The organism is Ancylothrix sp. D3o, assembly GCF_025370775.1.
In the GTDB taxonomy this organism is placed as follows: Bacteria; Cyanobacteriota; Cyanobacteriia; order Cyanobacteriales; family Oscillatoriaceae; genus Ancylothrix.
On the sequence record NZ_JAMXEX010000003.1, the window covers coordinates 303674 to 326617 of the forward strand.

General features: G+C 44.9%; 20 protein-coding genes and 1 tRNA gene. 14 read left to right on the forward strand and 7 right to left on the reverse strand.

Going from position 1 to position 22944, the window contains the following annotated elements; all coding sequences use genetic code 11:
• Position 1: 1 nt before the first annotated feature.
• Positions 2-403 carry a hypothetical protein gene (locus NG798_RS08635; protein ID WP_261221955.1) on the reverse strand — a complete coding sequence of 134 codons (402 nt, stop codon included), beginning with the start codon at positions 401-403 and terminating at the stop codon, positions 2-4.
• 112 nt (positions 404-515) lie between these two features.
• On the opposite strand from NG798_RS08635, the gene NG798_RS08640 reads away from it, so the two are divergent.
• Positions 516-1334 carry a Tab2/Atab2 family RNA-binding protein gene (locus tag NG798_RS08640; RefSeq protein ID WP_261221957.1) on the forward strand — a complete coding sequence of 273 codons (819 nt, stop codon included), beginning with the start codon at positions 516-518 and terminating at the stop codon, positions 1332-1334.
• Positions 1335-1515: 181 nt separating this feature from the next.
• Positions 1516-2796 carry a hypothetical protein gene (locus NG798_RS08645; protein WP_261221959.1) on the forward strand — a complete coding sequence of 427 codons (1281 nt, stop codon included), beginning with the start codon at positions 1516-1518 and terminating at the stop codon, positions 2794-2796.
• A 36-nt stretch (positions 2797-2832) separates the two neighbouring features.
• On the opposite strand, the gene NG798_RS08650 is transcribed toward NG798_RS08645, so the two are convergent.
• Positions 2833-3036, reverse strand: coding sequence for a hypothetical protein (locus NG798_RS08650; RefSeq protein ID WP_261221960.1), 204 nt, complete (start codon positions 3034-3036; stop codon positions 2833-2835).
• Positions 3037-3245: 209 nt separating this feature from the next.
• Between NG798_RS08650 and NG798_RS08655 the strand changes: the two genes are divergently transcribed.
• Positions 3246-4118: an S-methyl-5'-thioadenosine phosphorylase gene (locus NG798_RS08655; RefSeq protein WP_261221962.1), complete on the forward strand. Its 873-nt coding sequence runs from the start codon at positions 3246-3248 to the stop codon at positions 4116-4118.
• Positions 4119-4210: 92 nt separating this feature from the next.
• On the opposite strand, the gene NG798_RS08660 is transcribed toward NG798_RS08655, so the two are convergent.
• From NG798_RS08660 to NG798_RS08670, 3 genes are read right to left on the reverse strand one after another with little or no spacing between them, the layout of a single operon-like run.
• Positions 4211-5512 carry a tetratricopeptide repeat protein gene (locus tag NG798_RS08660; protein ID WP_261221963.1) on the reverse strand — a complete coding sequence of 434 codons (1302 nt, stop codon included), beginning with the start codon at positions 5510-5512 and terminating at the stop codon, positions 4211-4213.
• An 11-nt stretch (positions 5513-5523) separates the two neighbouring features.
• The gene (locus tag NG798_RS08665; protein ID WP_261221964.1) at positions 5524-7128 is read right to left on the reverse strand and encodes a tetratricopeptide repeat protein; all 1605 of its coding nucleotides are present in this window, start codon (positions 7126-7128) and stop codon (positions 5524-5526) included.
• Between the two features lie 53 nt (positions 7129-7181).
• The gene (locus NG798_RS08670; protein ID WP_261221966.1) at positions 7182-7397 is read right to left on the reverse strand and encodes a hypothetical protein; all 216 of its coding nucleotides are present in this window, start codon (positions 7395-7397) and stop codon (positions 7182-7184) included.
• Between the two features lie 470 nt (positions 7398-7867).
• Here NG798_RS08670 and NG798_RS08675 point away from each other — a divergent pair, with 470 nt between their 5' ends.
• From NG798_RS08675 to NG798_RS08700, 6 genes are all read left to right on the forward strand, one after another.
• Complete coding sequence (locus NG798_RS08675) at positions 7868-9697, forward strand: bifunctional diguanylate cyclase/phosphodiesterase (protein ID WP_261221967.1); 1830 nt, start codon at positions 7868-7870, stop codon at positions 9695-9697.
• Positions 9698-10130: 433 nt separating this feature from the next.
• A complete protein-coding gene (locus NG798_RS08680; RefSeq protein WP_261221970.1) occupies positions 10131-10760 on the forward strand; it encodes a COP23 domain-containing protein in 630 nt (209 codons plus the stop codon).
• 80 nt (positions 10761-10840) lie between these two features.
• Entirely contained in the window at positions 10841-11821 is a 981-nt protein-coding gene (locus tag NG798_RS08685) for a serine protease (RefSeq protein ID WP_261221971.1), read from the forward strand.
• A 68-nt stretch (positions 11822-11889) separates the two neighbouring features.
• Positions 11890-13254: a tetratricopeptide repeat-containing serine protease family protein gene (locus tag NG798_RS08690; protein WP_261221974.1), complete on the forward strand. Its 1365-nt coding sequence runs from the start codon at positions 11890-11892 to the stop codon at positions 13252-13254.
• A 78-nt stretch (positions 13255-13332) separates the two neighbouring features.
• Positions 13333-14406: a hypothetical protein gene (locus NG798_RS08695; RefSeq protein WP_261221976.1), complete on the forward strand. Its 1074-nt coding sequence runs from the start codon at positions 13333-13335 to the stop codon at positions 14404-14406.
• A gap of 71 nt (positions 14407-14477) precedes the next feature.
• Positions 14478-15125, forward strand: coding sequence for a hypothetical protein (locus NG798_RS08700; RefSeq protein ID WP_261221978.1), 648 nt, complete (start codon positions 14478-14480; stop codon positions 15123-15125).
• Between the two features lie 32 nt (positions 15126-15157).
• On the opposite strand, the gene NG798_RS08705 is transcribed toward NG798_RS08700, so the two are convergent.
• Both NG798_RS08705 and NG798_RS08710 read right to left on the reverse strand, forming a co-directional pair.
• Entirely contained in the window at positions 15158-15622 is a 465-nt protein-coding gene (locus NG798_RS08705; protein WP_261221980.1) for a hypothetical protein, read from the reverse strand.
• A 286-nt stretch (positions 15623-15908) separates the two neighbouring features.
• Positions 15909-16127 (reverse strand): hypothetical protein, encoded by a 219-nt coding sequence (locus tag NG798_RS08710; RefSeq protein WP_261221982.1) that lies wholly within the window; start codon positions 16125-16127, stop codon positions 15909-15911.
• A 336-nt stretch (positions 16128-16463) separates the two neighbouring features.
• On the opposite strand from NG798_RS08710, the gene NG798_RS08715 reads away from it, so the two are divergent.
• From NG798_RS08715 to NG798_RS08735, 5 genes are all read left to right on the forward strand, one after another.
• Positions 16464-18332, forward strand: coding sequence for a CapA family protein (locus NG798_RS08715; protein WP_261221983.1), 1869 nt, complete (start codon positions 16464-16466; stop codon positions 18330-18332).
• A gap of 80 nt (positions 18333-18412) precedes the next feature.
• A complete protein-coding gene (locus tag NG798_RS08720; RefSeq protein WP_261222179.1) occupies positions 18413-19282 on the forward strand; it encodes an aldose epimerase in 870 nt (289 codons plus the stop codon).
• A gap of 66 nt (positions 19283-19348) precedes the next feature.
• Positions 19349-19420: transfer RNA gene (locus tag NG798_RS08725), tRNA-Lys, on the forward strand.
• Positions 19421-19644: 224 nt separating this feature from the next.
• Complete coding sequence (gene fba / locus NG798_RS08730; RefSeq protein ID WP_261221985.1) at positions 19645-20724, forward strand: class II fructose-bisphosphate aldolase; 1080 nt, start codon at positions 19645-19647, stop codon at positions 20722-20724.
• A gap of 338 nt (positions 20725-21062) precedes the next feature.
• Complete coding sequence (locus NG798_RS08735) at positions 21063-22868, forward strand: adenylate/guanylate cyclase domain-containing protein (protein WP_261221987.1); 1806 nt, start codon at positions 21063-21065, stop codon at positions 22866-22868.
• The last annotated feature ends 76 nt before the right edge of the window (positions 22869-22944 follow it).

Below are 22944 nucleotides of genomic sequence, written 5' to 3' on the forward strand. Positions count from 1 at the left end.
ATTACTTACACAGCGCATCAAAATAAAAACCCCTTCCCCCCGCCACCGTTGTATAATCACTATCATCACCGGCCAGTTGATTCCAGTCCTTTTGTTTTGGAATAGAATTTTGATCTGCCGATGCTAACTGTCGTTGCTGACAATCTGCAAAAAATTGTCTCTGACTGCTTGTTTTTAACTGCCCATTGATAAACTGTTGCTGTACAAAAGTAGCATTCTTAACTTGTTGACCCGAAGGTAAACGCATACTTTTAACATCGCTAATTCTCTTCACTTTTACCGCACAACCAGTCCCGCACCCATGAGAAAATTCGCTTTGGCTGCGAGCATCCACACCAATAGCCATCCCCAGCACCCCCATCACCACCACTGCACTCATCAAATAAATTCTCTTCATTTTCATTCCTTATCCCCAACTTCAAAAAATTAAATGCTAACCATTTTATTTCGCTTATGATAACATTTCCTCGCTTTAGTTTATGATAGTGAACAGCACTCTTTAAGCTCCCGATAAAATGCAAATTTGGCAAATAGATTTCTCCAAACGCCCCTACAAAGATAAAACCGGACAAACTCTCTGGGAATTATGCCTCTGTGACTCCTCAGATAGCGGCTTTAGGTACAGTTCGCTTTGTCCGCAATCACAGGTTAATGCAGAGTGGCTCACCAAAACTATCAAAACCGCTCAACAGGGAACTTTGCCAGAGCGTTTTGACGTCTTTCGTCCCCAGTGTTTAGGCTTAATAGAAACCAGTGCTAAAATCTTAGGGGTGCCGGTGCAACAAAACCCCCATTGTCAGCAGCTAAAAACTTGGTTAGCCGAGCAAAATTATCAAAATTCAGAATATTACACCGGCGAAATTTTTGACCCCCTTGCCATCGAACGCAACCCCCCAATCCCCCCACCCATTCAAGGGCAACAATGGCGTTTTGCAGCCCTAAATGCCGCTGATTTAATAGACGCATTTACAGACTTGCCCATTCCAATTTTAAATATGCCAAAATCACTTTATCCAGTCAACTTAGGCATAGCCTCCACCACACCCATCCCCGGCATTATTATAGATGCAGGCCGGCAATCAATGCGTTTAGCAAAATGGCTCCAAGAAACCCAACCCACTGCCTTAAATTATATCCCCGGCTCTCCCGACGGATTAATTTTAGAAGCCGGTTTAGCAGACAGGTGGGTACTAGCAACCTTTGAAGATACCGAAGTCTCAAAAGCAGGTCAAATTTATCAACAACGCAAACAACAATCACACCAATTACACTTTATTTTAATCCGCCCCGATGACTCAGGCATGACCTATACTGGTTTTTGGCTATTGCAATAAATAGCCTTTTTAAGATAACTCCACCAAAAACCCGGTTTCTTTACAAAACAGGGTTTGTAAAAAACAAAAAAGCGAGCAAAAAACCCGGATGAACAAAAAGAAAAACCGTAATTATTAGCCGCCAACTCCTACCATTTCTGAAAAATTGTAAATTTTAGCCAAATTTTCACCGCTGATATTTATGAAAAAAATCAACCATTACTTACTGCTGACTTTTGCCTGTTTAGGAATAATACCGGCCCCGGTTGTCGCCCAAACTTCCATCCTTACATCGTTTCAAGCCGAGATTAATTCCAATTTATCAGAAACCGATTTTATTGATCAAACCAAACTCGAAAACCCGCAAATTGCCGCCAACCCATCCTCCGTTCCTTTTCCAAGTTTTGATAGTGAATTCCTCGACGATCAACTTGAAAAATATCTCAAATTCACCGCAATTTCCGGCCCCCCCGATATCCTCATTGTCGGTAGTTCGCGGGGAGTACAAGGCATCGATCCAGCCGTATTACAGCAAGCAATAGCAGCCAGAGGAAACAGCAATTTAAAAATATTTAACTTTGGCATCAATGGCGCAACAGCCCAAGTTGTAGAAGTATTATTGCGGCAAATTTTAACCCCCGAACAATTACCCCGAATGATTATTTGGGCTGATGGCGTCAGAGCATTTAATAGCGGACGCATTGATCGAACCTATAATGCCATCATTGCTTCAGAAGGATATCAAAGTTTAACCACCGGCAACCGTCCAACCCCAACCAAACCCGCGAATACGCCCCCAACTTCACGCCCCAGCAAACCCTCACGCCCCAGCACACCCTCACGCCCCAGCACACCCTCACGTCCGAACAGCCCCCCGCCCAGCCGTCCCACAACCATCCCCCCCGGAGGATTAAATAGCGATCCGATTAATTTTCTACCCCAGATCCCCGTATCTTGGGCTGAGTCCACCGGCCAAATCACTCAACTCTCTTCCGACGCCGCCAAAACATCCCAAAAAATCGCCCAAACCCAAGCCAACCCAACCAACAACCCCGCCCTCAATGGCTTTAACGCCATTTCCACCCGTTTTAACCCCAACACCTATTACCAACGCTTTCCCCGTGTTGCCGGCCAGTATGACGGAGACTATGCCAATTTCAGCTTACAAGGAGAACAAACAATTGCTTTGCAATCTATAGTCGCCTTTACCAAATCCCGCCGCATTCCTTTACTCGTTGTCAATCTGCCGTTAACGCGAGATTATTTAGATCCGGTACGGCTTAGACATGAAAGACAATTTGTGCAATTTATGTGGAGAACGGCTGGGAGTGCAGGCTTTATGTTTCGGGATTTATCGAGCCGGTGGCTCACAGAATATAATTATTTTGCTGACCCCAGCCACCTCAACCGTTTTGGAGCACAAGCCGTTTCCCAGCAACTAGCACAAGATAGAACAATACCCTGGCCGGCCACAAGACGCTAATTTTTGATACTTCCAGGTTGACACTTGCCGAAAGTGTTAATCAGCAACTTTAATTAAACCTTGCTGGAGGCCATCAAAAACTTTATTGATACTTTTGTGATCAGCTTCCGTTAAAAGGTCTTTAGAGAGCAGCGAAGTCATTAACAAACGCTGGTCAAATCGCGTAATTTGGCGCAGGCTAAAGATGCGCTCGACTACTTGCTCTAGTGAGATAGTAGATAGATACTCTGATAGTTGCATGGGGATCAAATTAAGGGGAAATTGTCAAAAAGAGCAATCTTTCTAATTTAAAGGATTTCCGGCACAAAAGTCTCCCTCAGCAAACCCGAAAATCGTGATAATTTAGTTAAATTTTAGTGATTGTTATCATTGACAAAACAACAAATTTTTCAAGCCACGCAACTTTCCCGGTAAAATAGCTTGGCACAACAAAAAGGCAAAAAATTCTCATGGCTCATGCAAAAATTGGCATCATCGGCGGTAGCGGACTTTACAAAATGGAAGCCCTCAAAGATGTCGAAGAAGTAACAATAGACACACCTTTTGGCCCGCCCTCCGATGCCATCATTTTAGGAACCCTCGACAACACACGGGTAGCATTTTTGGCCCGACACGGACGCAACCACACCCTATTGCCCACAGAATTACCCTTTCGGGCCAATATTTACGCCATGAAAAGTCTGGGAGTAGAGTATTTAATTTCAGCCTCAGCCGTTGGCTCACTCAGAGAAGAAGTCAAGCCGCTGGATATGGTAGTTCCCGATCAATTTATTGACCGCACTAAAAACCGCATTTCTACATTTTTTGGTGAGGGAATTGTAGCGCATATTACCTTTGGTGAGCCGATTTGCACCAAACTAGCCGCAGTTTTGGCAGATGCAGTCGAAAGTTTACAATTGCCCGATGTCAGCTTACATCGAGGCGGTACATATGTTTGTATGGAAGGGCCGGCCTTTTCCACCAAAGCCGAATCACATCTTTATCGCAGTTGGGACGCCACCATTATCGGCATGACGAATTTACCGGAAGCAAAATTAGCCCGCGAAGCCGAAATCGCATACGCAACTTTAGCCCTCGCCACAGACTATGATTGCTGGCATCCAGATCACGACAGCGTAACCGTTGAAATGGTCGTTGCCAACTTACACCGCAACGCCACCAACGCCCAAAAAGTCATTCAAGAAACCGTGCGCCGGTTAACAGAAAACCCCCCCGAAAGTAGCGCTCATTCTGCCTTGAAGTATGCTATTTTAACGCCTTTAGATAAAGTGCCGGCAGCCACAAAACAAAAACTTGAATTGTTGCTGAAAAAATATCTGTAACGGGTCAATATTCATTTGTCCTTTGACTGTTGACCAATGTAGGGGCGGCGCCGATTGGCGAACCCGCCCTAAACCCATGACAACTGACAAATTTATCCAGCCGTCACCATCTCCTCAAAGCCGATATTTTGGCGAATTGCATTAAAAAAAGCATCGTTTTTTGCCATTTGTTTTTTATTTGGGTTGAGATGAATTGAACGTCTTAAATTTTCCAAAGCCGAATCAGTTTTTCCTTGCAAAGCATAACAGCGAGCCTTTTCATACCACGCATCCGCAAATTCAGAATTAAACTGCAAAGACTTATTTAAAGCGCCCAGAGCCTCTTCAAAACGCCCCAATTGTGATAGCGCCACCCCTTTAGTACACCACGCCTGATAATCCTCATAATTCCCTTGAATTGCTCGGTCACAATGAGCAATAACTTCTTGGGGGTTAGCCTCACCCCCATTAGAATATTGCGGCGTAACATCAAGCAGCCGGTCATCTAACTCATCTTCTTCTAAATGTACTTGCGGCGTAGGTTCATAACGCTGATAAACATCATTAGTCGAGTGATTGTGTCTTTGTTCAACATAAGGTTCATAAATCACCTCCGTCACTCGCTCTTCCACCGGCGCCTCTTCCGGTTGATAATTATTATTAAAACCGTCTTGAGGCGGTTCACTCCCCGGCTGAGAAACTTGGTTATTTAAAGGCTCTTGACTTTGTTGCTCTGGCCGTTCGTACCCCTCATTTAAACGATCTGTAGGAGGCTGCTGCGAACGCTCAAAAACATCCTTTAAAAGCTCCTCCGCTTTTGCTTGAGAGTTCACAGAATTTTCTATTGTATGGCGAGTTTCCGAAATCAAATTTTGCGTCGCCATTGCCATAGAAATCAGTTCCTTTAACTGCCCCACATTTTCCCCATTATTTGATGGAGCCGTCGAATTAGTTGGGGTTTTTGGTTCCAATTCGGCATGAATTGATCTCACCAATTCTGCTTTTACCTCTTGACCCAATTCTTGTTTAACTTCTGTTTTAATTTGAGAAGCTAAATGGCGTCGCAACAGCCACAAAGCAATAATTCCCGCAATTGGAAACAAAATTAAAAGACCCAACAAAAGATTTAACAAAGAAGTCGTAAAGCCAAAACTCCGATTCACCTCTGCTTGAACTTGATTACGCAGTTCCGAACTATTTTTAACACTATTATCAACCGCTTTTTGGATACGTTCTTGTTCGCGGCGTTGTTGTAATTCCTCGCGTTCTTTTTGAGACAAAACAGTTTCTTTTGGGGCTACAGAAGGTTTAGCAGCAGGAGCAGTTGGGGCTGCCGGTTGCCCAACTGCCGACATTGCACCGGCACCCAAAAGCAGAGTAGAAAGAACAAAAACAACTGAATGTTTGATTTTCATAAAAAAAGGCCCTATACATCAACTAACTGCTTGAACAATTCCCGTTCTCGAATCGCATCAAAATCCGGGTCAGTTTTCGCTAACTGCTTATATTCTGCGGGATTAAGTGCAAGCGCTTTTTGCAAAGTTTCAAGAGATTGATCCACATAACCGCCGGCTGCATAACAACAAGCCTTGTTATACCAAATTCCAGCATCGTCCGGCTTGAGTTTCACAGCCACATTATAGGAGGCGATAGCATCCTCATAGCGATACCATTTTGCATAGGCACTGCCCCGATTAGTCCACGCTTGATAGTAGTCTGGTTTAAGCTGCACCGCATGGTCATAGCAAACAATCGCCTCTGGATACCGGCCCAATTGCGTTAGCAAATTGCCCCGCTGATGCCAAATCTCGGAATCATTTGGTTTAAATTGAGTCGCTTTTTCATAAGCGTTGTTTGCCTCATCATATTGCTTTAACTGTTGCAAAATTTTGCCTTGGTTGTACCAAGCATCGCCATATTCCGATTTAACCTCAATGGCTTTATTAAATGACTCTAGCGCTTCAGTGGGCCGGTTCATTTCCACCAAAGTCTGTCCTCGGTGATACCACGCTTCGGCATAGTCCGGTTTCACCTTCAGCGCTTGGTTATAAGATGCAATGGCTTCTTCATAGCGGCGCAGGCGAGTTAAGGCACTTCCCCGGTTATTCCAAGCTTCGAGATAATCGGGTTTTATTTGCAAGGCGCGGTCATAGGAGGCCAGAGCTTCTTGATGCCGGTTTAAATTAAACAGCGCACTGCCCCGGTTACTCCAAGCTTGATGATAGTCTGGCATAAGTTGCAGCGCTTGCGAATAGGCGGCAATCGCTTCTTCATAACGCCGCTCAAAAAATAGCCCATTGCCTTGTTTGACAAAATCAACAGCACTTAAGGTTTGGCTTTCCTTTGTTTCCTGTGTTTCCTGTGTCTCCTGTGTTTCGTGTGTCTCCTGTGTCTCAGGCGGCGGGTTATTGATGGCAGTTGCCGATACGCCGGCCGGTTCGACAGCGTTTTGAGTGTTCGTTAGCACATCGGGGGGAGTTTCGCTTTCTGGTGGCGGAACACTCACCGGCGCATTGGCGACAGCCTCAAATGTGGCTAAAGTTTGTTGGGCAAAAGCGTTTTGGTGTTCGAGTTGTTGCAAAATCGGCTCAACCGATGAAATAATTGCCTTTAATTGGGCAAGGGCATCGTTTTTGAGACTTTCGACCTCGCTGCGCTGCGAGATCGTCTGCTGTTGAAATTCTTTGAGCAGATACCATATTCCGAAAGCAGCCAGGGTTGGCAACAATGCCAAAACGACGAGTAAGGCGTTTAGCAAACCGATAGCCCTGCTAAAGGCGCGGTCTACTTCTTGTTGTACCCTTTGATCAACTAATTGTTGTATCCGCTGCTCATCGTTAGGGAGTGCTTGCGCCGGTGCTGGTGTGGGTTGTGCCGGCAACTCGGCAAAAATTGTTTGTTTTGGAAACGATGATATGGCCGGTTTGGTGTTTGCTAGACTCATTGCCAAAAATAAGGCACTGAGAGCTACCGCACCCCGAAATTGCGATTGAGAATTTAAACGCTTTGTCTTTTCCACAAATTTATTCACCAATTTACTCCTCGTCTTCGCCGGCCCCTCAACGCTGACCCTGAAATTACAAATTACTCTAGCCTAGCCGCGTTTGTCATTGCGTCCTTTGAGCATTTGCCAAAACCAACCTCTTCCCCCAACCCTCTTTTTTCGTCGTTGCGCTGCTCTCGCCAACAGCTTCGTAGTGAGAATACACCGGCTGCGTGATCTTCACCGGCCCGACGCTCTGTGACATAAATCGCCGCCATTGATGATCGATGATACACCGGCCAGATGTTTTTAATCACCGAAGATATCCCCTAATAATTTCATAATTAAAGCATCGAGATTAATTTTCTCTAAACTCGACGGTTCAATATACAGAACCCTCAAAATTCTCTTGATTTTCTCGTTGAACGATTGACCCAAAACTAGCCGACTGTGTTTACTTTTCTTAACATCTTTAAAAGCAGCTAATCACATCTGAAGAATCGGTTAATGGCCTAGCATCCTTCTTTCCTTTAGCCTGTGGGGTTTCAACCCTCTGTCCTTAACAGCCATTCACATTATATTGTTAATTTATATTTCGCCCTCTCGCCGCTTTCACAACCGCAAAAGATACCTTTTATTGCCAGCGATTTACAGCTAAAAACTCTTAGTCCGTTAACCTGCTGTAAAAAACTTGTTCAAAGGTGAATTGCCGTGCCGCTTTAAGCCCTAGGGCATAGAAAAAATCGAAGCCTTCCCCAACGCACAGCTTATCCAAGGAAACAAAACGATGGAGACTTTTAGCCAAAGTTTAGCAATCTCCGCCTCACAAGCGGCAAAAACTGTGAGAGTCGAGTCTTTTTCTCAGCCAAGTCCTGCTAAACCATCGGCGGCTTTTCCTTTACAACCAAATGCCGATGAGGCGTTCCTTCAAACTTTAGTAGCCAACGCTTCTGTTATTCTTTACGCCCTAGATCCCCAAGGTCTGTTTATCCTTTGTGAGGGACAGTCGGTGGCTCACTGGGGCTTACAACCCTCAGAGGTATTGGGCCGTTTTGTTTGGGAGATTTACCCCGACCAGCCCGGAATGTTTGAGCGGTTGTGCGAATGCTTGGCGGGAAATAATGTGAGTTGGACAACAGAAATTAATGGTTGGATATGCGAACATAATGCAACACCCTTACGAAACGAAACGGGAAATATTATCGGCATCATAGCTGTAGTGACAGAAGCAACCCAGGGCCGGTTTGTATCAGAAGTATCTTCACAAATGACTATCGACCAGTTGACAGGTTTACCCAACCGCGACGGGTTTATCGAAAAATTACAGCAAACTCTTTACCATTCTCGCCTTTGGGCCGGCCCTTGCAAAGGGGCTGTGCTGATATTAGATTTGGATCGTTTTAGAGCGATTAATGAAAGTTTAGGGCATCACGGTGGAGATTTATTAATCAAAACAGTGGCAGAGCGTCTTAAAAGTTGCTTTCCTAATGATTTGTTAGCCCGTTTAGATGCCGATGAATTTGGTCTTTTTTTCCCAGAAATAGCAGAAATTGAGGTTGTATTGGAGTTGGCAAATTATATTCATCAGCAGTTACGTTTGCCGATTTATTTAAAAGGTTATGATTTGTCTATTTCTGGCTCGATAGGTATTGCGTTAATAACGCATTGTGAAGATGCCGGTGAGATGGCTGCGAATTTATTGCAGGATGCCGGTTTAGCCTTGTGTCGTGCTCAACAACGAGGCTGGGATGTGGCGGTGTTTGAACCGGCTATGCGCCTTCAAGCTCTTTTAAGATGGCAGTTAGAAGCAGAATTGCGTCGCTCTCTCGGTGCTAGAACTTCTGTGCCGGTGGGGGAGTCTGGAAAAATAAATTCTTTTACTCTTTATTATCAGCCGATTGTTTGTTTAGCAACAAATAAGATTTCTGGCTTTGAAGCTTTGGTGCGTTGGCTTCACCCTCAGCGGGGTTTGGTTTCGCCGAATGAGTTTATCCCCATTGCTGAAGAAACTGGCTTGATTGTGCCTTTGGGTTGGTGGGTTTTGGAGGAAGCTTGCCGGCAATTGTCCGAATGGCAAAAGCGATATCCTAAACTGGATAATTTAACGATGAGTGTTAATGTTTCTTGTCAGCAATTGGAGCAAGCAAATTTCAGTGAGGGTATAGATGAAATTTTACAGAGAACTGGCTGTGAGCCTTCGCTTTTGAAGTTGGAAATTACGGAAAGTTGTTTGCATGAAGATTGCTTTGAGTTGACGCAAAAGCTGGCTCATTTAAAAACCCTGGGAGTGCAGTTAGCGATAGATGATTTTGGGACGGGTTATTCTTCTTTGAGCCGGCTTTATAGTTTTCCTATCCAAACTCTAAAAATAGACCGTTCTTTTGTGTCTGGTATGGATATTTCTCCTGCTAATACGGAGATTGTGCGTACAATTATTGCTCTGGGGCAAAATTTGGGTATGCAGGTAACGGCGGAAGGTATCGAAACTGCTCAACAGTTGCGTCGGCTTGGCGAGTTGGGATGTGGGTTTGGGCAAGGGTATTTGTTCTCGAAGCCTTTAGAACCTCAGAAAGCTACTGAATTGCTGGCCGGTGGTTTTTCTGGGGAGAGTTGCTAGGGCCGGTAATTTGTTTTTAATAATTTTTACTTCTTCTCCTTATTTCTCAAAAAACCGTAAAGATTTAATGAAACTTTATGAGGTTTATGTAAAGAATAATTTTGCCAAAATGATTGCTACTTAATGGCCGGTGTTTTCCCCTATAGGCAAGGGTTACACCGGCCAAGCCTGCATCGCTAAAATAGGTAATATCTGGGAAGCAGTAGGGTAAACTTTCTAGCAACTCATCAATAATTTTAGGTTTTTTAAAAAAAGTAAATTTGTTGCTTTCTCATTGATAATTAAAAGCTATTTATTTGACGAAATAATCAAAAATTTTCAATATTTAAAAATGTAAAAAAATCTACCTAAAGGTAGTTTTAAGTTAAAATAAATTCAACCGATAAAAATTCGGATTTAATCAGAAAGCCGGCCTTGAGAGCAGGCGAAAACAATGAAAAATAAATTGACGACGACAGTTTTAACAGCTATGGCAATGACAGTGGGAGCAACAGTTGCTTTCCAACAACCCAGCCAAGCGCAAGCGACCAGATTTATCTGCTCTATGAGTTACACCACCGGCCTCCCTACCACCTACGCCATCAGGCCAAACGGCGAGAGGGTTGCTGTGGTGCGTTGGTATTCTGAATACTTTAGTGATGCTGGATATACGCCAGAACGCCGCTGTCAGGAAGTAACAGGCCGGTTTCAAAATCTCCACAACCAAGGTCAACTCACCCACATCACCACCGGCTATGTGAACGGCCAAGCAGTTGTCTGTGCTAGTCAAGGTAGTGGCTGCAACAGCAGCAACTTACTCTTTACCCTCAAACCCGGTCAAGACGCCGCCTACTCCGTGCAACAACTCTTTGACCTACGAGCCACCGCTGGCGCTTCTGGCCCCTTGTACGAAAGTTCCGCTGATGATGGCTCTATCACCATCGATCTAAACAACTATATAAACAATGCAGCCGTTGAGCAAGAAGGCGGAGGAGCAGCCCCCAGTGCAGCCCCCAGTGCAGCCCCCGGTGCAGCCCCCAGTGCACCGGCCCAACCCAGCCAAGGCGGCGGCGGCATCTTCTAAGCAGCTTACTTGTAGAAACCCGCTTTCTCTAAGAAATCGGGTTTCTGACAGCACCTTTTTTCCAAGACAGGACAAAAAACGTGAAATTACAGACAATCTTTCTTGCCTGTGTTGGCAGTCTTTTTTTGGGATTGCCAGCACATTTGTATGCCCAAAAATCTGTTGCCCAACAAGACTTTAAAGGCATTTTATCTCAAATTCAACCCAGTCAAATTTCCATCGAACAACTACGCCGGCTTACCGAACAAATTACCGTCAGAATACCGGCTCCCAAAAGTTGGGGTTCAGGAATTTTGATAAATAAACAAGGCAATATTTATACAGTATTGACGAATCATCACGTCATCAAAAGCAACACTTCCTATCAAATTCAAACCGCCGACGGTCAAACCCACAACGCTGAACTAGTCCAAACCCTGCGTTTTGGTGATAATGATTTAGCCGTGCTAACTTTTCGCAGTAATAATGCTTATACAGTGGCATCTTTTGGCAATTCCTCAACCTTAGAAATAGGTGAAGAAGTTGTTGCAGGAGGGTTTCCCTTCGATCAAGAATTAACCGGCTCAAGAGGATTTCTATTCACCACCGGCCAAATTTCTTTATTTAGCAATAAAACCTTTGCCGGAGGGTATCAACTGGGATACACAAACCCCATTGAAAAAGGCATGAGTGGCGGGCCGGTTCTTAACAGCAAAGGGCAACTAATTGGTGTAAATGGAATTCATGCTTATCCGCTTTGGGGAAACCCCTACGTTTTTAGTGATGGTACCTCAGCATCACCGCTAATGCAAGAGCAAATGAGCCGGTATAGTTGGGCAATTCCCATTCAAACTTATATCGAATTAGCGATGGGAAATACTCGTCCACAAAGCAGGCCGGTTTTAAACATAAATCAGCCCCAAATAGAAATTAATAATCCTGAAAATACGCCCAGTTTTAACAACAGCCCCCAGCCAATTAGCCAACCAGAAAATCAAACACCTTCACCCGTACCCCCAGAGATTTATCCAATTCAAGAAACCTTGCCATCAGTAAATTCTCAGCCGGTACCCCTGTGGTAAAAATCGGTAGAGACATAGTAAAAAACGTTTCTACTGACATCAATCGTCTAAAAACCTTGAGCAAAAAAATGAAAAATCATCAAGTCATACGGGCGGCTATTTTTGCAACAGCAATGCTATTTTCAGCACCACAAATTGCCACAGCCTTAACCGCAGATCAAGTTCAAGCAATAGCAGAAAAAGTTACAGTATTAATCCCTGAAACAAACCCAGATACAGGACAGCCAGCAGGTAACGGTTCTGGGTCAATCATCGCCAAACAAGGAAACACCTACACCATTCTTACTGCTAATCACGTTGTCTGTAGAGATCAAAACCCTGTTTGCCAAAGACCTTATCAGTTAAAAGTTAAAACCCATGACGGTGAAGAATATACAGTAAACAACAGCACAATCAAAAAATTGCCTAATTTAGATTTAGCAATTTTTCAATTTACAAGCGACAAAAATTATCAACTTGCAACTTTAGCAAACTATGACCCAAAATTAAGAAGTGAAAGACAAGTCCGCCTTGCCGATGGACGAACGGTGAGAGAATATGGACAATTTGTATTTGCTTCTGGATGGCCAGGAATTAACAACATCGATATCACAGAGTTAAAGTATCATTTTAGTGTAGGCCGGATGGTGCCGCCCGATAAAATTGTGGGGTTTAAAATTCGTCCTGTTGAGGAAGGATACGAAGCTGTTTATACCAGTATTACCTTTCCGGGGATGAGTGGCGGGCCGGTGTTTGATACGGATGGAAGAATAATTGCTGTTCACGGACAAAATGAGGGAGAAAAAGTCTATGATGAATCTTCCCAAAAAAAGCGCAGAGTTCAAATAGGCTATAGTTTATCAATTCCAATTCGAGAATTTTTAAACAAAACCTCCCAAACTGGAATACAGCTACCTTTAAACGTGCAAACAACTCTTCCAGCAGAATTAAATGAAAATGAATTAGACTCAATAGGAACCCTCTACATTTTAGCTTGGGCAGAAGAGCAAAATACCGAAACAGAGACAGCAATTTATTGGGCAAACCAGGGTAATAAATTTTGGCGATCTTTGCAGCCTATCCAAGCATTAGAAGCTTATGAAAAAGCCATAAAAATAGATGCAAACTTCTATCCTGTTTGGTATGGTAGAGGCTTAGTGAAGACATTTTTAGGAAATTATGATGAGGCATTAACTAACTACAGTAGAGCCTTAGAAATAATCAATGAAAAAGTTTCACAACAGCCACAAAATAACGATTTAAAACAGGTGCAAGGCTGGGTACAAAGATTGCAAACACATATTCAACCTCTAGCGACAAACACCCCCCAAACCCAACCGCAAACGCCCTATGCCGGCGGTGATAAACAACCCGCCCCGCCCCCCCAACCGGCCCCAAGCATTCAACAACCGCCGCAACCTTCACCCCCCGCCGAAAACCAACTTCTATGGTAGGGTAGGTTCGACGCACCCTACCATACCCCTATTCGCAAAAACGTCAAATTTTTATTGGTGTAAAAAGAGGAGCAAAACATGAACTTTTTTCCGCAACTTGTCAAAACAAAAACCGGCCTCCTAACAAACCTAATTATGGCCGGTGCAACCCTTTCCACAGCAATTTCTTACAGCAACATCGCCCTTGCCACAACCAACAACAACCCCATCAAAAAACAAACCCCATTGCTCGCACAAAACATAACCTCAAACCCTGACACAACAAACCAAATCAAACAACCCGACCTATACAAAGCCCCCAGCAACATAGCCACACTTAATCAAAGCCAAAAAAGCGCCGGCCTCCTCCTTCCCCAACCCATAGCCCAACAACCCACTCCACCGCCAGTATCCCCAGAACTGCAACAACTCCGACAACAATACCTATTAACCGAACCGGCCACCTTAGAAGTCGCAACCCTAGGCGCCGCAGCAGCCCCCGGTTCCAGTTCCGGTACCCCCACCGCCTTCGGCGCAAGCTGGGGAAGAACCTTTGCCGGCATCGGATTCCAAGGCAGAACCCGCTACACCGACGATGCAGACGGCAGCATATCCGTCGGAATGGGATTCGGAGACGCCCAAAAATCCGTCGGAGTAGAAGTCACCCTCGCCGTCCTCAGCTTACTTGGAGATGATGCCTTTGAACGCGGCGGTTTCAGCTTCAAAGTCCACCGGCAACTCCCCGAAAACTTCGCCGTTGCACTCGGCATAGAAAACGCCATAGTTTGGGGAGAAACCGACGCCGGTAGCAGCGTTTACGGAGTTGTTAGCAAAATATTCCCCCTCAAAGAAAAAGCCTCCGAACCCTTCAGCCAAATCACCGCCTCACTCGGCTTAGGCGGGGGAAGATTTCGCTCAGAAAATGACATCAACAACGACGAAGGCTCCGTCAACATCTTTGGCAGCATAGGAGTCCGAGTTGCAGAACCCGTCTCAATCATAGCCGACTGGACAGGACAAGACCTCACCCTCGGCGCATCCATCGCACCCTTTAAAGACATCCCCCTCGTCATCACCCCCGCCATCGCCGACATCACCGGCAACGCAGGCGACGGCGCAAGATTCATCCTTGGCATAGGCTATAACTACAGCTTCCCCACCGGCAACAGATAACAAGTCATTTGTCATTGCAACGTTTACCACTAACCAGTGGTTTTTTTATCAACCTCAAACCTTCCAAAACCATGCAAAAACAATACAACCTAGTCCTAAAAATTGCCCTAACCCTAACAACCCTCATCCTAACCACCATCAAACCAGCCATCGCCCAAACCGGCAACCAATCAGACAGCACCGGCCCCATCCCCACCACCTCCGACATTGCCGGTGGCCCCCCGACAACCCAAACCCAAGGCGGAACAGAAACCGTATTTCAAGGCGGTGTCAGCGTCCAAACCGCCGTAAACCAAGCCGCCGCAACCGTTATCAGCGAACTAAGCGCCAACACCCTAACCGGCACCGGCACCCCCATCCCAGCAGCCACCCAGCAAACCGTCTTAAGCCTCCTCACCGACACAAATAGCACCCAAGCAGCAGCCAACATCACCACCGCTTTAACCTCCTGCCCCAAATCACCCTCCGTCCCCGCTGGGCAACAATTAACCCCCTGCCCCGGATCACCCCCCGTCGCCGTTGCCCAAGAATTAACCTCTCGGTTGGCCGGTCTTTTAACTGAAGGAAAAGTCAGCCCCGAACAATTAAAAGCAGCAATTCGTGCTTATAATGCCATGATTCTTGCTAGTAACACCGAATTTTTAAGCAATCCGCCCGCAGAATTAAACGCTATTCGCATTTCACTTTCCCGATTAATTGCAGCTACCGGAAGAAGCTAAGGTTAAGGTGGGCAACAGCCCACCCTCCAAAACTACAAAACCTTGTGGGTATATTCGTGTTGTTTTACATTATCTTCGGTGCGAATAATCCGCTGAGAATTTAAAACCCGCTTGCGATCAATTGAATATTTAAAATCATTGCGACTTGTTCCCAAAGGAATATGCGACTGTGCAGAAGGCCGGCTTTTATAAGTACGAGCCGCAGAAATTGCCCGAAAAGAAAAATCATCACAAAACTGAGCATTTGATGGAAAATCCGCCGGCAACTTCAGAGAATCCCCCTCTAAAACTTCTCCCAAAGTAGTAGCCTTAGCCACTTGATAAGAAGTAGGAATTCCTTTCACAATTGCTTCCAAAGCAGCCGAAGGAATTGGCTCAACAACGTTCACCTCATGCACTTCGCCATCTTCCTTAATAAAACAAGTCGCCAACCCAAGCACCAAGTAATCATCACTGCTGACATCGGGCGCATTCGGAAAACTAATCACAGTTGTCATAACAATCTTTTAAGGAATCCATTAAATACGTTTCCTATCCTACCATTTCACCCCAGTAGGCTAGACTAAATAACCAAACAATACCTGTCAGTTTCGATCACAGCCAAAAAAGCCCTGGTGGGAATCGCCCCTCCCCAGAGAAATATAAAGATTTGATAAACTGCACCCGAAACTAACCTTTAAAAATCTTTTGGCCCCAGAACCGGCATTCCCCTGGATGGGAAAAGGTAATCGCCGGCAGAATTTATACCAGAACCAGCTTTTATAGAAGTTATAACGGTGCAGACTAGGAATAAAGGGCCAGATTTGGCTCAATAGTCCAACAAACCTGTCCTCGACTTTCACGTTCAATGCGACCGGCAGCTAAAGCAGTGCAGAGGTTGGTAAGCGCCTCCAAATCGTCCACTCCATAGCCCTTCATCGCCAGGACTTGGCGGATAAGACCTTCAGATTCAACACTGAGGCAACCGGTGTTCAAAGCAGATTCAACAAGTGTGCGAATCATAATAGCCCGGATCTCCCCTAAATAACCGTCTACATTAAATATCTGGGATTTTTGAAAAATCCGGATCGATCAAGATCCCAGGTAGACGTGATCTTAAATTATCGGTAAATGTGATTTAAGTCACTGACAAGCTCTCCGACTCTTTGCAGTCTGGGATGGGGATTAAATCGGTAATGATAGAAAAGACAGCCAAAAACTGTATTACCTCCTGGGTATCTGTTTACAGGCTTTGTACACGATAGTGCCTCCCCAAAGATTAGAGTATTGTTATGCTGTTGATCGCGGTTGGGGTGCTAGTCTTTTAGCCGTGTAGTGTGTGTTGAGGTCTGAATTGGAATGACGACATTTGATAGTGTTGTTGGGCAACCTTCTGTATTAGATATGGCGAGAGCCGGCAATTTCCGGGCGTTGAGTTATTGGATAAACACCTTTTTGATGCCCCAAGGCATTCATGCGCGTGTCGAAAAGGCTTCCGCCGGCTGTGTACAAATCTTAATCGAGTCGCCACACTCGCCAGAACCAGAGCCAATAGTTCAGTCGATCTGCCATCAAATTTGGCGGCTCAATTCTGATGTGATCCAAGGCGTTCGGATCGTAGCGCGAACCAGTAGCAACTCAGATATCCTCTGGAAACAATCTGTCCGCATTGTTACCCCAGCAAACCAACGTCGCACTCAATCTGTGCGCCGCCACCGCGACGACGCCGCCAAGCAGATCAATTTTAAAACCCTCCGGGCGCTCTTGATTGCCGGAACGGCGATTACATCGTTTGTTCTCAGCGCCAGTCTTACTTATCATTTGATTTTGCCGTCTTCGCGTCTGGCTAAGGCTGTCTCTCCGGTGTCGTCGGTGCCCCAAGTTCGTCCCCTCTCGGTGCGAACGGCCAAGGAAACGGTAGCGGTTATCCCCCACAATCAAGTCCTCAACCCAAACGACCCCATCGTTACTTTGATGTTTGGCAAGGATCTAACTCCCAACACCACCGGCGCCGAACAACCGTCTTTTTCACCCCAAGTTGACATCTACCGCGAGGCTGATTTTTCTACCGTTAGCCTCGATCCGACTTCTGTGAGTGCTGAAAGTGCTTTTGTGACAGCCAACCGCCTCGCTTCCGAAGGAGTCGATCTCGTAACGGTGGCCGGTGGCGTGGAAAGACAAGCTCAAAGCAGCTTAGAACAAGCTGCGGTTCATTATGTTGGGGCCGGTGAAAATGCTTTACAATCGCGGCGACCGTCGATTATTGATGTCAAAGGCCAACGTATAGCTTATCTGGCTTATGAACAAGCCAATGCTGACAACCAAGCGGCACTGAAAGCTCAAATTAAAGAAGATATCCAAGCTATCCGCACTCAAGTTGATTGGGTGGTTATTAATTATCACACTCATGCAGAACTCGGCGAAGTTCCCAGCGAGTGGCAAGTAGAATTATCTCATTTTGCCATTGATCACGGGGCGGATTTGGTGGTGGGCTACCACCCAGAACGCTTACAGGGTGCAGAAATTTATAAGGGCCGGCCCATTGCTTATGCTTTGGGAAACTTTATTTTTGGCGAAACAACCCAAAGTGATTTTGATACGGCTGTGTTGAAGGTTTCGCTCAAAGACAGAAAAATGAAGGTAGAATTTTTGCCGGTGCAGGTGCGTTCTTATCAACCGCAGGTAATTGATGGCTCAGAAGGCGAGGCAATTCTCCAAACAATAGAGGAAATGTCTTTGAGTTTTAACCGGCCTATGACTTCGCCTATGATTATTTATGCTCCCAAAACCCAGCCTAAAGCCTCCGTAGCCGAGGGTTCTCTTCAATCTATGCCAGCAAAAAGCATCATTGAAGAACCTTCTCCTACTTTCACTGGAGAAAGTTTTGTGAAAACGTCGGGAGGATCGAAACGTTTGATTGAGATGCCGGTGTTTCCGGGTGATATCATTCACCGAAATTATCTTGATGAGCAACTTTGGCCGCAAACCGAATTGCCAGAACCGGCAGAATCTTCTGTTGAGGCTGATCCGTTTATTTCAGAGCCTTTTATCGAAGAACCGCTGTCTGCTCCTGCAAATGCGGAACCTCACTCCAAAGCGCCGGCACAGCCTGTTTATTCGTTTAATTTGTCTTATTATTCCAAACCCAAGGATTTACAAACAGTCAATTTGGCTGCTGGTATCCAGACCACCGACCACAAAAATATAGACCTGCCGGTGTTTCTGTAAGATTTTTGAATTATTATCGATCTGCCGGTCGGCCAAAAACCGCCTCCCAAGCTACCACTGACACCCAACCAAGGACAATTGTGTTTGCCATCGCCGTTAATAAGCAGCAGTACGAAACCTACACTCTCACAGACGACTCCGCCGAGTCTTCTCTTGAAGTCGTTCCTGAACGGGGTGGGATAATCACCGGCTGGCAGGTTAAAGGCAAAGAAATTCTCTACCTGGATGCCGAACGCTTTGCCAACCCTGCGCTCAGCGTCCGGGGAGGAATCCCGATTTTATTTCCGATTTGCGGGAATTTGCCCAATAATACCTACAGTTATCAAAACCAGCAGTACACGCTCAAACAACACGGCTTTGCCCGCGATGCAGCTTGGCTTGTCAGTGACCAGGTAACGGATAATAAGGCTAGTCTCACTTTGGTTATGCACAGTAATGAGGAAACTCGTGCTGTTTATCCATTTGATTTTAAGCTGGCTTTTAGTTACACGATAAAGGGAAATGCCTTAGAAATTTTTCAGCGCTATACAAATTTATCTGAGGAAACGATGCCGTTTTGCACCGGCCTCCATCCCTATTTTTTGACACCAGATAAAAGTCAGTTGCGCTTTGAAATTCCAGCGGTGCAGTATATCGACCAAATTAAGCAAACCAAACATCCCTATTACGGTCATTTTGATTTGACCCCAGATGAGTTGGATTTGGCTTTTCCCCAAATTACCGGCCTGGCGGCGAATTTTACCGATAATAGCCGCCGGCTGCGGGTGACGGTTAGCTATAGCAGTGCTTATACGACTTTGGTTTTTTGGACTATCAAAGGCAAAGATTATTGCTGTATTGAACCTTGGAGCGCGCCGCGAAATGCCTTAAATGCCGGTAAACCCTTGATTCGGCTTGCTCCTGGGGCTAGTTGTGAAACCATAGTCCGGTTGAGTGTGACATTTTTTTAAAAAAACCTCTTGCATTTCTCAAAGGATGTGTTATGGTATTAAAGGTGTGAGCGAAGAACACACAGCGGGTCGCTAACTCAACGGTAGAGTACTCGGCTTTTAACCGATTAGTTCCGGGTTCGAATCCCGGGCGTCCCATTTAGAAAAAGAGATCAGTAAGTTTGAGGCTTTAGGGATAAGGCGTAACAAAGAGCCTTTTATCTCGCTTCAGTCGGTTGTCGATGAATTTTGACTATGGACTAATGACTTTTGACAAATGACAAAATAATTTCGCAGAAGTGTCAAAGTATCTTAAGATTGTCGTAAGAATTAGGCTGCTATAAAACCAACTCGCTGACAATACAGAATTAGGAGGAATATCTATGGCGCTAGTACCTATGCGGTTGCTGCTCGATCACGCGGCGGAAAACGGTTACGGCTTGCCGGCTTTCAACGTCAATAACATGGAGCAAATCCAATCGATCATGCGGGCAGCAGAAGAAACCGATAGCCCGGTGATTTTGCAAGCTTCTCGTGGCGCTCGTAACTATGCCGGTGAAAACTTTTTGCGCCATCTGATTCTGGCTGCGGTGGAAACCTACCCGCATATTCCCATTTCGATGCACCAAGATCACGGGAATGAACCGGCCACCTGCTATTCTGCCATGAAGAACGGTTTCACCAGCGTAATGATGGATGGCTCTTTGGAAGCGGATGCTAAAACTCCCGCCAGCTATGAGTACAACGTTGCTGTTACCCGCGAAGTGGTGAAAGTGGCTCACGCTATTGGTGTGAGTGTTGAAGGTGAACTCGGTTGCTTGGGTTCTTTGGAAACCGGCATGGGTGAAGCTGAAGATGGACACGGTTTTGAAGGCAAACTGGATCATTCTCAATTGCTGACTGATCCGGATCAAGCTGTTGATTTCGTTGAGCAAACCGGCGTGGATGCGCTGGCGGTGGCAATTGGTACCTCTCACGGTGCTTATAAGTTTACCCGTAAGCCGACTGGCGAAATTTTGGCAATTAGCCGCATTGAAGAAATTCACCGCCGCTTGCCGAATACTCACTTGGTGATGCACGGTTCTTCTTCGGTGCCGGAAGATTTGCTGGCTTTGATTAACCAGTATGGCGGTACTATCCCTGAAACTTATGGGGTGCCTGTCGAAGAAATCCAAAAAGGCATTAAGTGCGGTGTGCGTAAGGTTAATATTGACACCGACAACCGTTTGGCGATTACTGCTGCGGTGCGGGAAGCTTTGGGTACAAATACCAAAGAATTTGACCCCCGCCACTTCTTGAAGCCTTCGATTAAGTATATGCAGAAGGTTTGTGCAGATCGTTATCAGCAGTTTGGTGCTGCCGGTAATGCCAGCAAGATTAAGCAAGTTTCTCAGGAAGAATTTGCACGCAAGTATGCCAAAGGCGAACTTAACAGCGCTCCTAAGAAGGCTGTGACTGTTTAATCAGTTGTTGCTGAAAAAGCGCTGAATAGGGGAATTGGCAAAATTAAAGTTGAAATTCCTAATTTGAACTTAACCGGGTGTGCTAATAGCTGCCCGGTTTTTGTTGTTGGCAGAGGGTAAGAAGCTAGGGAAGAGTTTTATGGGTGTTGTGGAGGGCTAGGTGGGTTTAAGGTTGGAAAAATACATGAAAGCCTGTTTCTGAGGTTAGAATGGCTGTTAAGGAAAGTGAGTTTGATTGCGTAAAAAAATTTATGAAGGATGGGTGCCGGTGATAAAGAATAGGAAAGTTTTCTTCCTGTTAGGTTAATGATCTTCTTTAAATCTGCCTTAGCTAACCTATGAAAAAGCCAGTAATTATTTGTGTAGACGATGAGATTAGCCTTCTTAAAAGTTTAAAGTTAGAGCTAAAAAATGCTTTTTATCAAGATTATGCCATTGAAATTGCCGAAGGGGGAGAGGAGGCTTTAGAGTTAATTGAAGAGTTGCAGGAGGAGGGGCGAGAAATTCCTTTAATTATTTCTGATTATTTGATGCCAAATATGAAGGGTGATGAACTTTTAAAGCGGGTTCAAGAGATTTCTCCCCATACTCTTAAGGTTATGTTAACAGGGCAGGCAAATTTAGAAGCAATTGGAAATGCAATTAATTATGCTAAACTCTATCGCTATATTGCCAAACCTTGGCAATCTGAAGACCTTATATTGACGGTTAAAGAAGCGCTTAATAGTTACAATCAAGAGCAAAAACTAGGGCAGCAAAATGCTCAGATTGTGGAATTTAATAATATTTTGCAAGGCTTATTAAGTGAACAATCTATATTAATTTCTAAACTGCATGAGGAAGAACAACGTTTAAAAAAATTTTTAGATGCGATGCCGGTGGGGGTTTTGGTGACAGATACGGAAGGTAAACCTTTTTATATTAATTCTCGCGCTCAGGAGTTGCTTGGCAAAGGAAGGGTGGAAATAGCAAATCTTGAGGCATTGCGAGAAGCTTATCAAATTTATCGAGCAAAGACTAACCAACTATATCCTTTAGAAGAGGATGCAATTTTTTGTGCTCTTCAAGGCAGAAGCGTGTATCTTGATGATTGGCAAATTCGTCAAGCCGATAAGAGCATTCCGATTGAAGTTTGGGGAACGCCGATTTATGATGAAGAAGGTAATATTATTTATGCGATTGCGGCTTTTACTGATATTACGGAACGAAAAAAAGCGGAAGCGGAGCGCAGTAAGTGGACAAAACAATTAGCGGATCTTAATTGTAATTTGCAAAAGGCTTTAGAAACGGAATTCCAACTAACGGAAGCTGCGAGCCGGTTTGTGCCAAATCAGTTTTTATCTTTTTTGGGCTATGAAAGCCTTGTGGATGTGAAATTGGGGGATGCGGTAGAGCAGGAAATGTCGATTTTGTTTTGTGATATTCGGGATTTTACTACGATTTCGGAAAAATTGTCGCCTCAAGATAATTTTAAGTTTATTAATTCTTATCTTTCGCGGATGGAGCCGGCTATTATTGAAAATAATGGGTTTATTGATAAATATATTGGCGATGCCATTATGGCGCTGTTTGGGGAAAGCGCCGATGATGCAGTGAAAGCCGGTATTTCGATGCTACAAAAGCTGCGCCAATATAATTTTAATCGCTGTCAGGGTGGTTATCCAGCTATTAAAATTGGCGTTGGTATTAACACCGGCTCTTTAATGTTAGGGACGGTTGGCGGTGTAAACCGAATGGATAGCACGGTGATCAGTGATGCGGTGAATTTAGCGGCGCGGGTTGAAACTTTAACGAAACATTATGGGGTGTCGATGTTGATTACTCAGAGGACTTTTTCGCACTTAAAAACGCCGGAAAATTATGCAATGCGCCAGGTGGATGAAGTTCAAGTGAAAGGCAAATCTGAATCTGTTTTAATTTATGAGGTTTTTGAGGGTGATCCGCCGGAAGAAAAAGAAGCGAAGTTGAAAACTCTGGAAAGGTTTACTGAAGGGTTATGCTTGTATAGTAACCAACAATTTAACAAAGCTGCTGTTTTATTTGCGGAATGTTTGCGCCTGCATCCCCAGGATAGACTGGCGTTGATTTATTTACAACTTTGCCAGAATCAAACTAAAGATAATTCTCTTTTATATCCCTTTTAAGGGCTTTTAAATAAAAGCTAAGAATGATGATAAGCTATTAAACTTTTCTGAAAAGTAGATAAAATTTAATTTCTAT

Coding starts and splice junctions, on each gene's coding strand:
- NG798_RS08680 (WP_261221970.1), top strand. CDS start 10,131: ATGAAAAATAAATTGACGACGACAGTTTTAACAGCTATGGCAATGACA.
- NG798_RS08660 (WP_261221963.1), bottom strand. CDS start 5,512: ATGAAAATCAAACATTCAGTTGTTTTTGTTCTTTCTACTCTGCTTTTG.
- NG798_RS08710 (WP_261221982.1), bottom strand. CDS start 16,127: ATGATTCGCACACTTGTTGAATCTGCTTTGAACACCGGTTGCCTCAGT.
- fba (WP_261221985.1), top strand. CDS start 19,645: ATGGCGCTAGTACCTATGCGGTTGCTGCTCGATCACGCGGCGGAAAAC.
- NG798_RS08695 (WP_261221976.1), top strand. CDS start 13,333: ATGAACTTTTTTCCGCAACTTGTCAAAACAAAAACCGGCCTCCTAACA.
- NG798_RS08705 (WP_261221980.1), bottom strand. CDS start 15,622: ATGACAACTGTGATTAGTTTTCCGAATGCGCCCGATGTCAGCAGTGAT.
- NG798_RS08640 (WP_261221957.1), top strand. CDS start 516: ATGCAAATTTGGCAAATAGATTTCTCCAAACGCCCCTACAAAGATAAA.
- NG798_RS08700 (WP_261221978.1), top strand. CDS start 14,478: ATGCAAAAACAATACAACCTAGTCCTAAAAATTGCCCTAACCCTAACA.
- NG798_RS08635 (WP_261221955.1), bottom strand. CDS start 403: ATGAAAATGAAGAGAATTTATTTGATGAGTGCAGTGGTGGTGATGGGG.
- NG798_RS08735 (WP_261221987.1), top strand. CDS start 21,063: ATGAAAAAGCCAGTAATTATTTGTGTAGACGATGAGATTAGCCTTCTT.
- NG798_RS08645 (WP_261221959.1), top strand. CDS start 1,516: ATGAAAAAAATCAACCATTACTTACTGCTGACTTTTGCCTGTTTAGGA.
- NG798_RS08650 (WP_261221960.1), bottom strand. CDS start 3,036: ATGCAACTATCAGAGTATCTATCTACTATCTCACTAGAGCAAGTAGTC.
- NG798_RS08715 (WP_261221983.1), top strand. CDS start 16,464: ATGACGACATTTGATAGTGTTGTTGGGCAACCTTCTGTATTAGATATG.
- NG798_RS08690 (WP_261221974.1), top strand. CDS start 11,890: ATGAAAAATCATCAAGTCATACGGGCGGCTATTTTTGCAACAGCAATG.
- NG798_RS08675 (WP_261221967.1), top strand. CDS start 7,868: ATGGAGACTTTTAGCCAAAGTTTAGCAATCTCCGCCTCACAAGCGGCA.
- NG798_RS08655 (WP_261221962.1), top strand. CDS start 3,246: ATGGCTCATGCAAAAATTGGCATCATCGGCGGTAGCGGACTTTACAAA.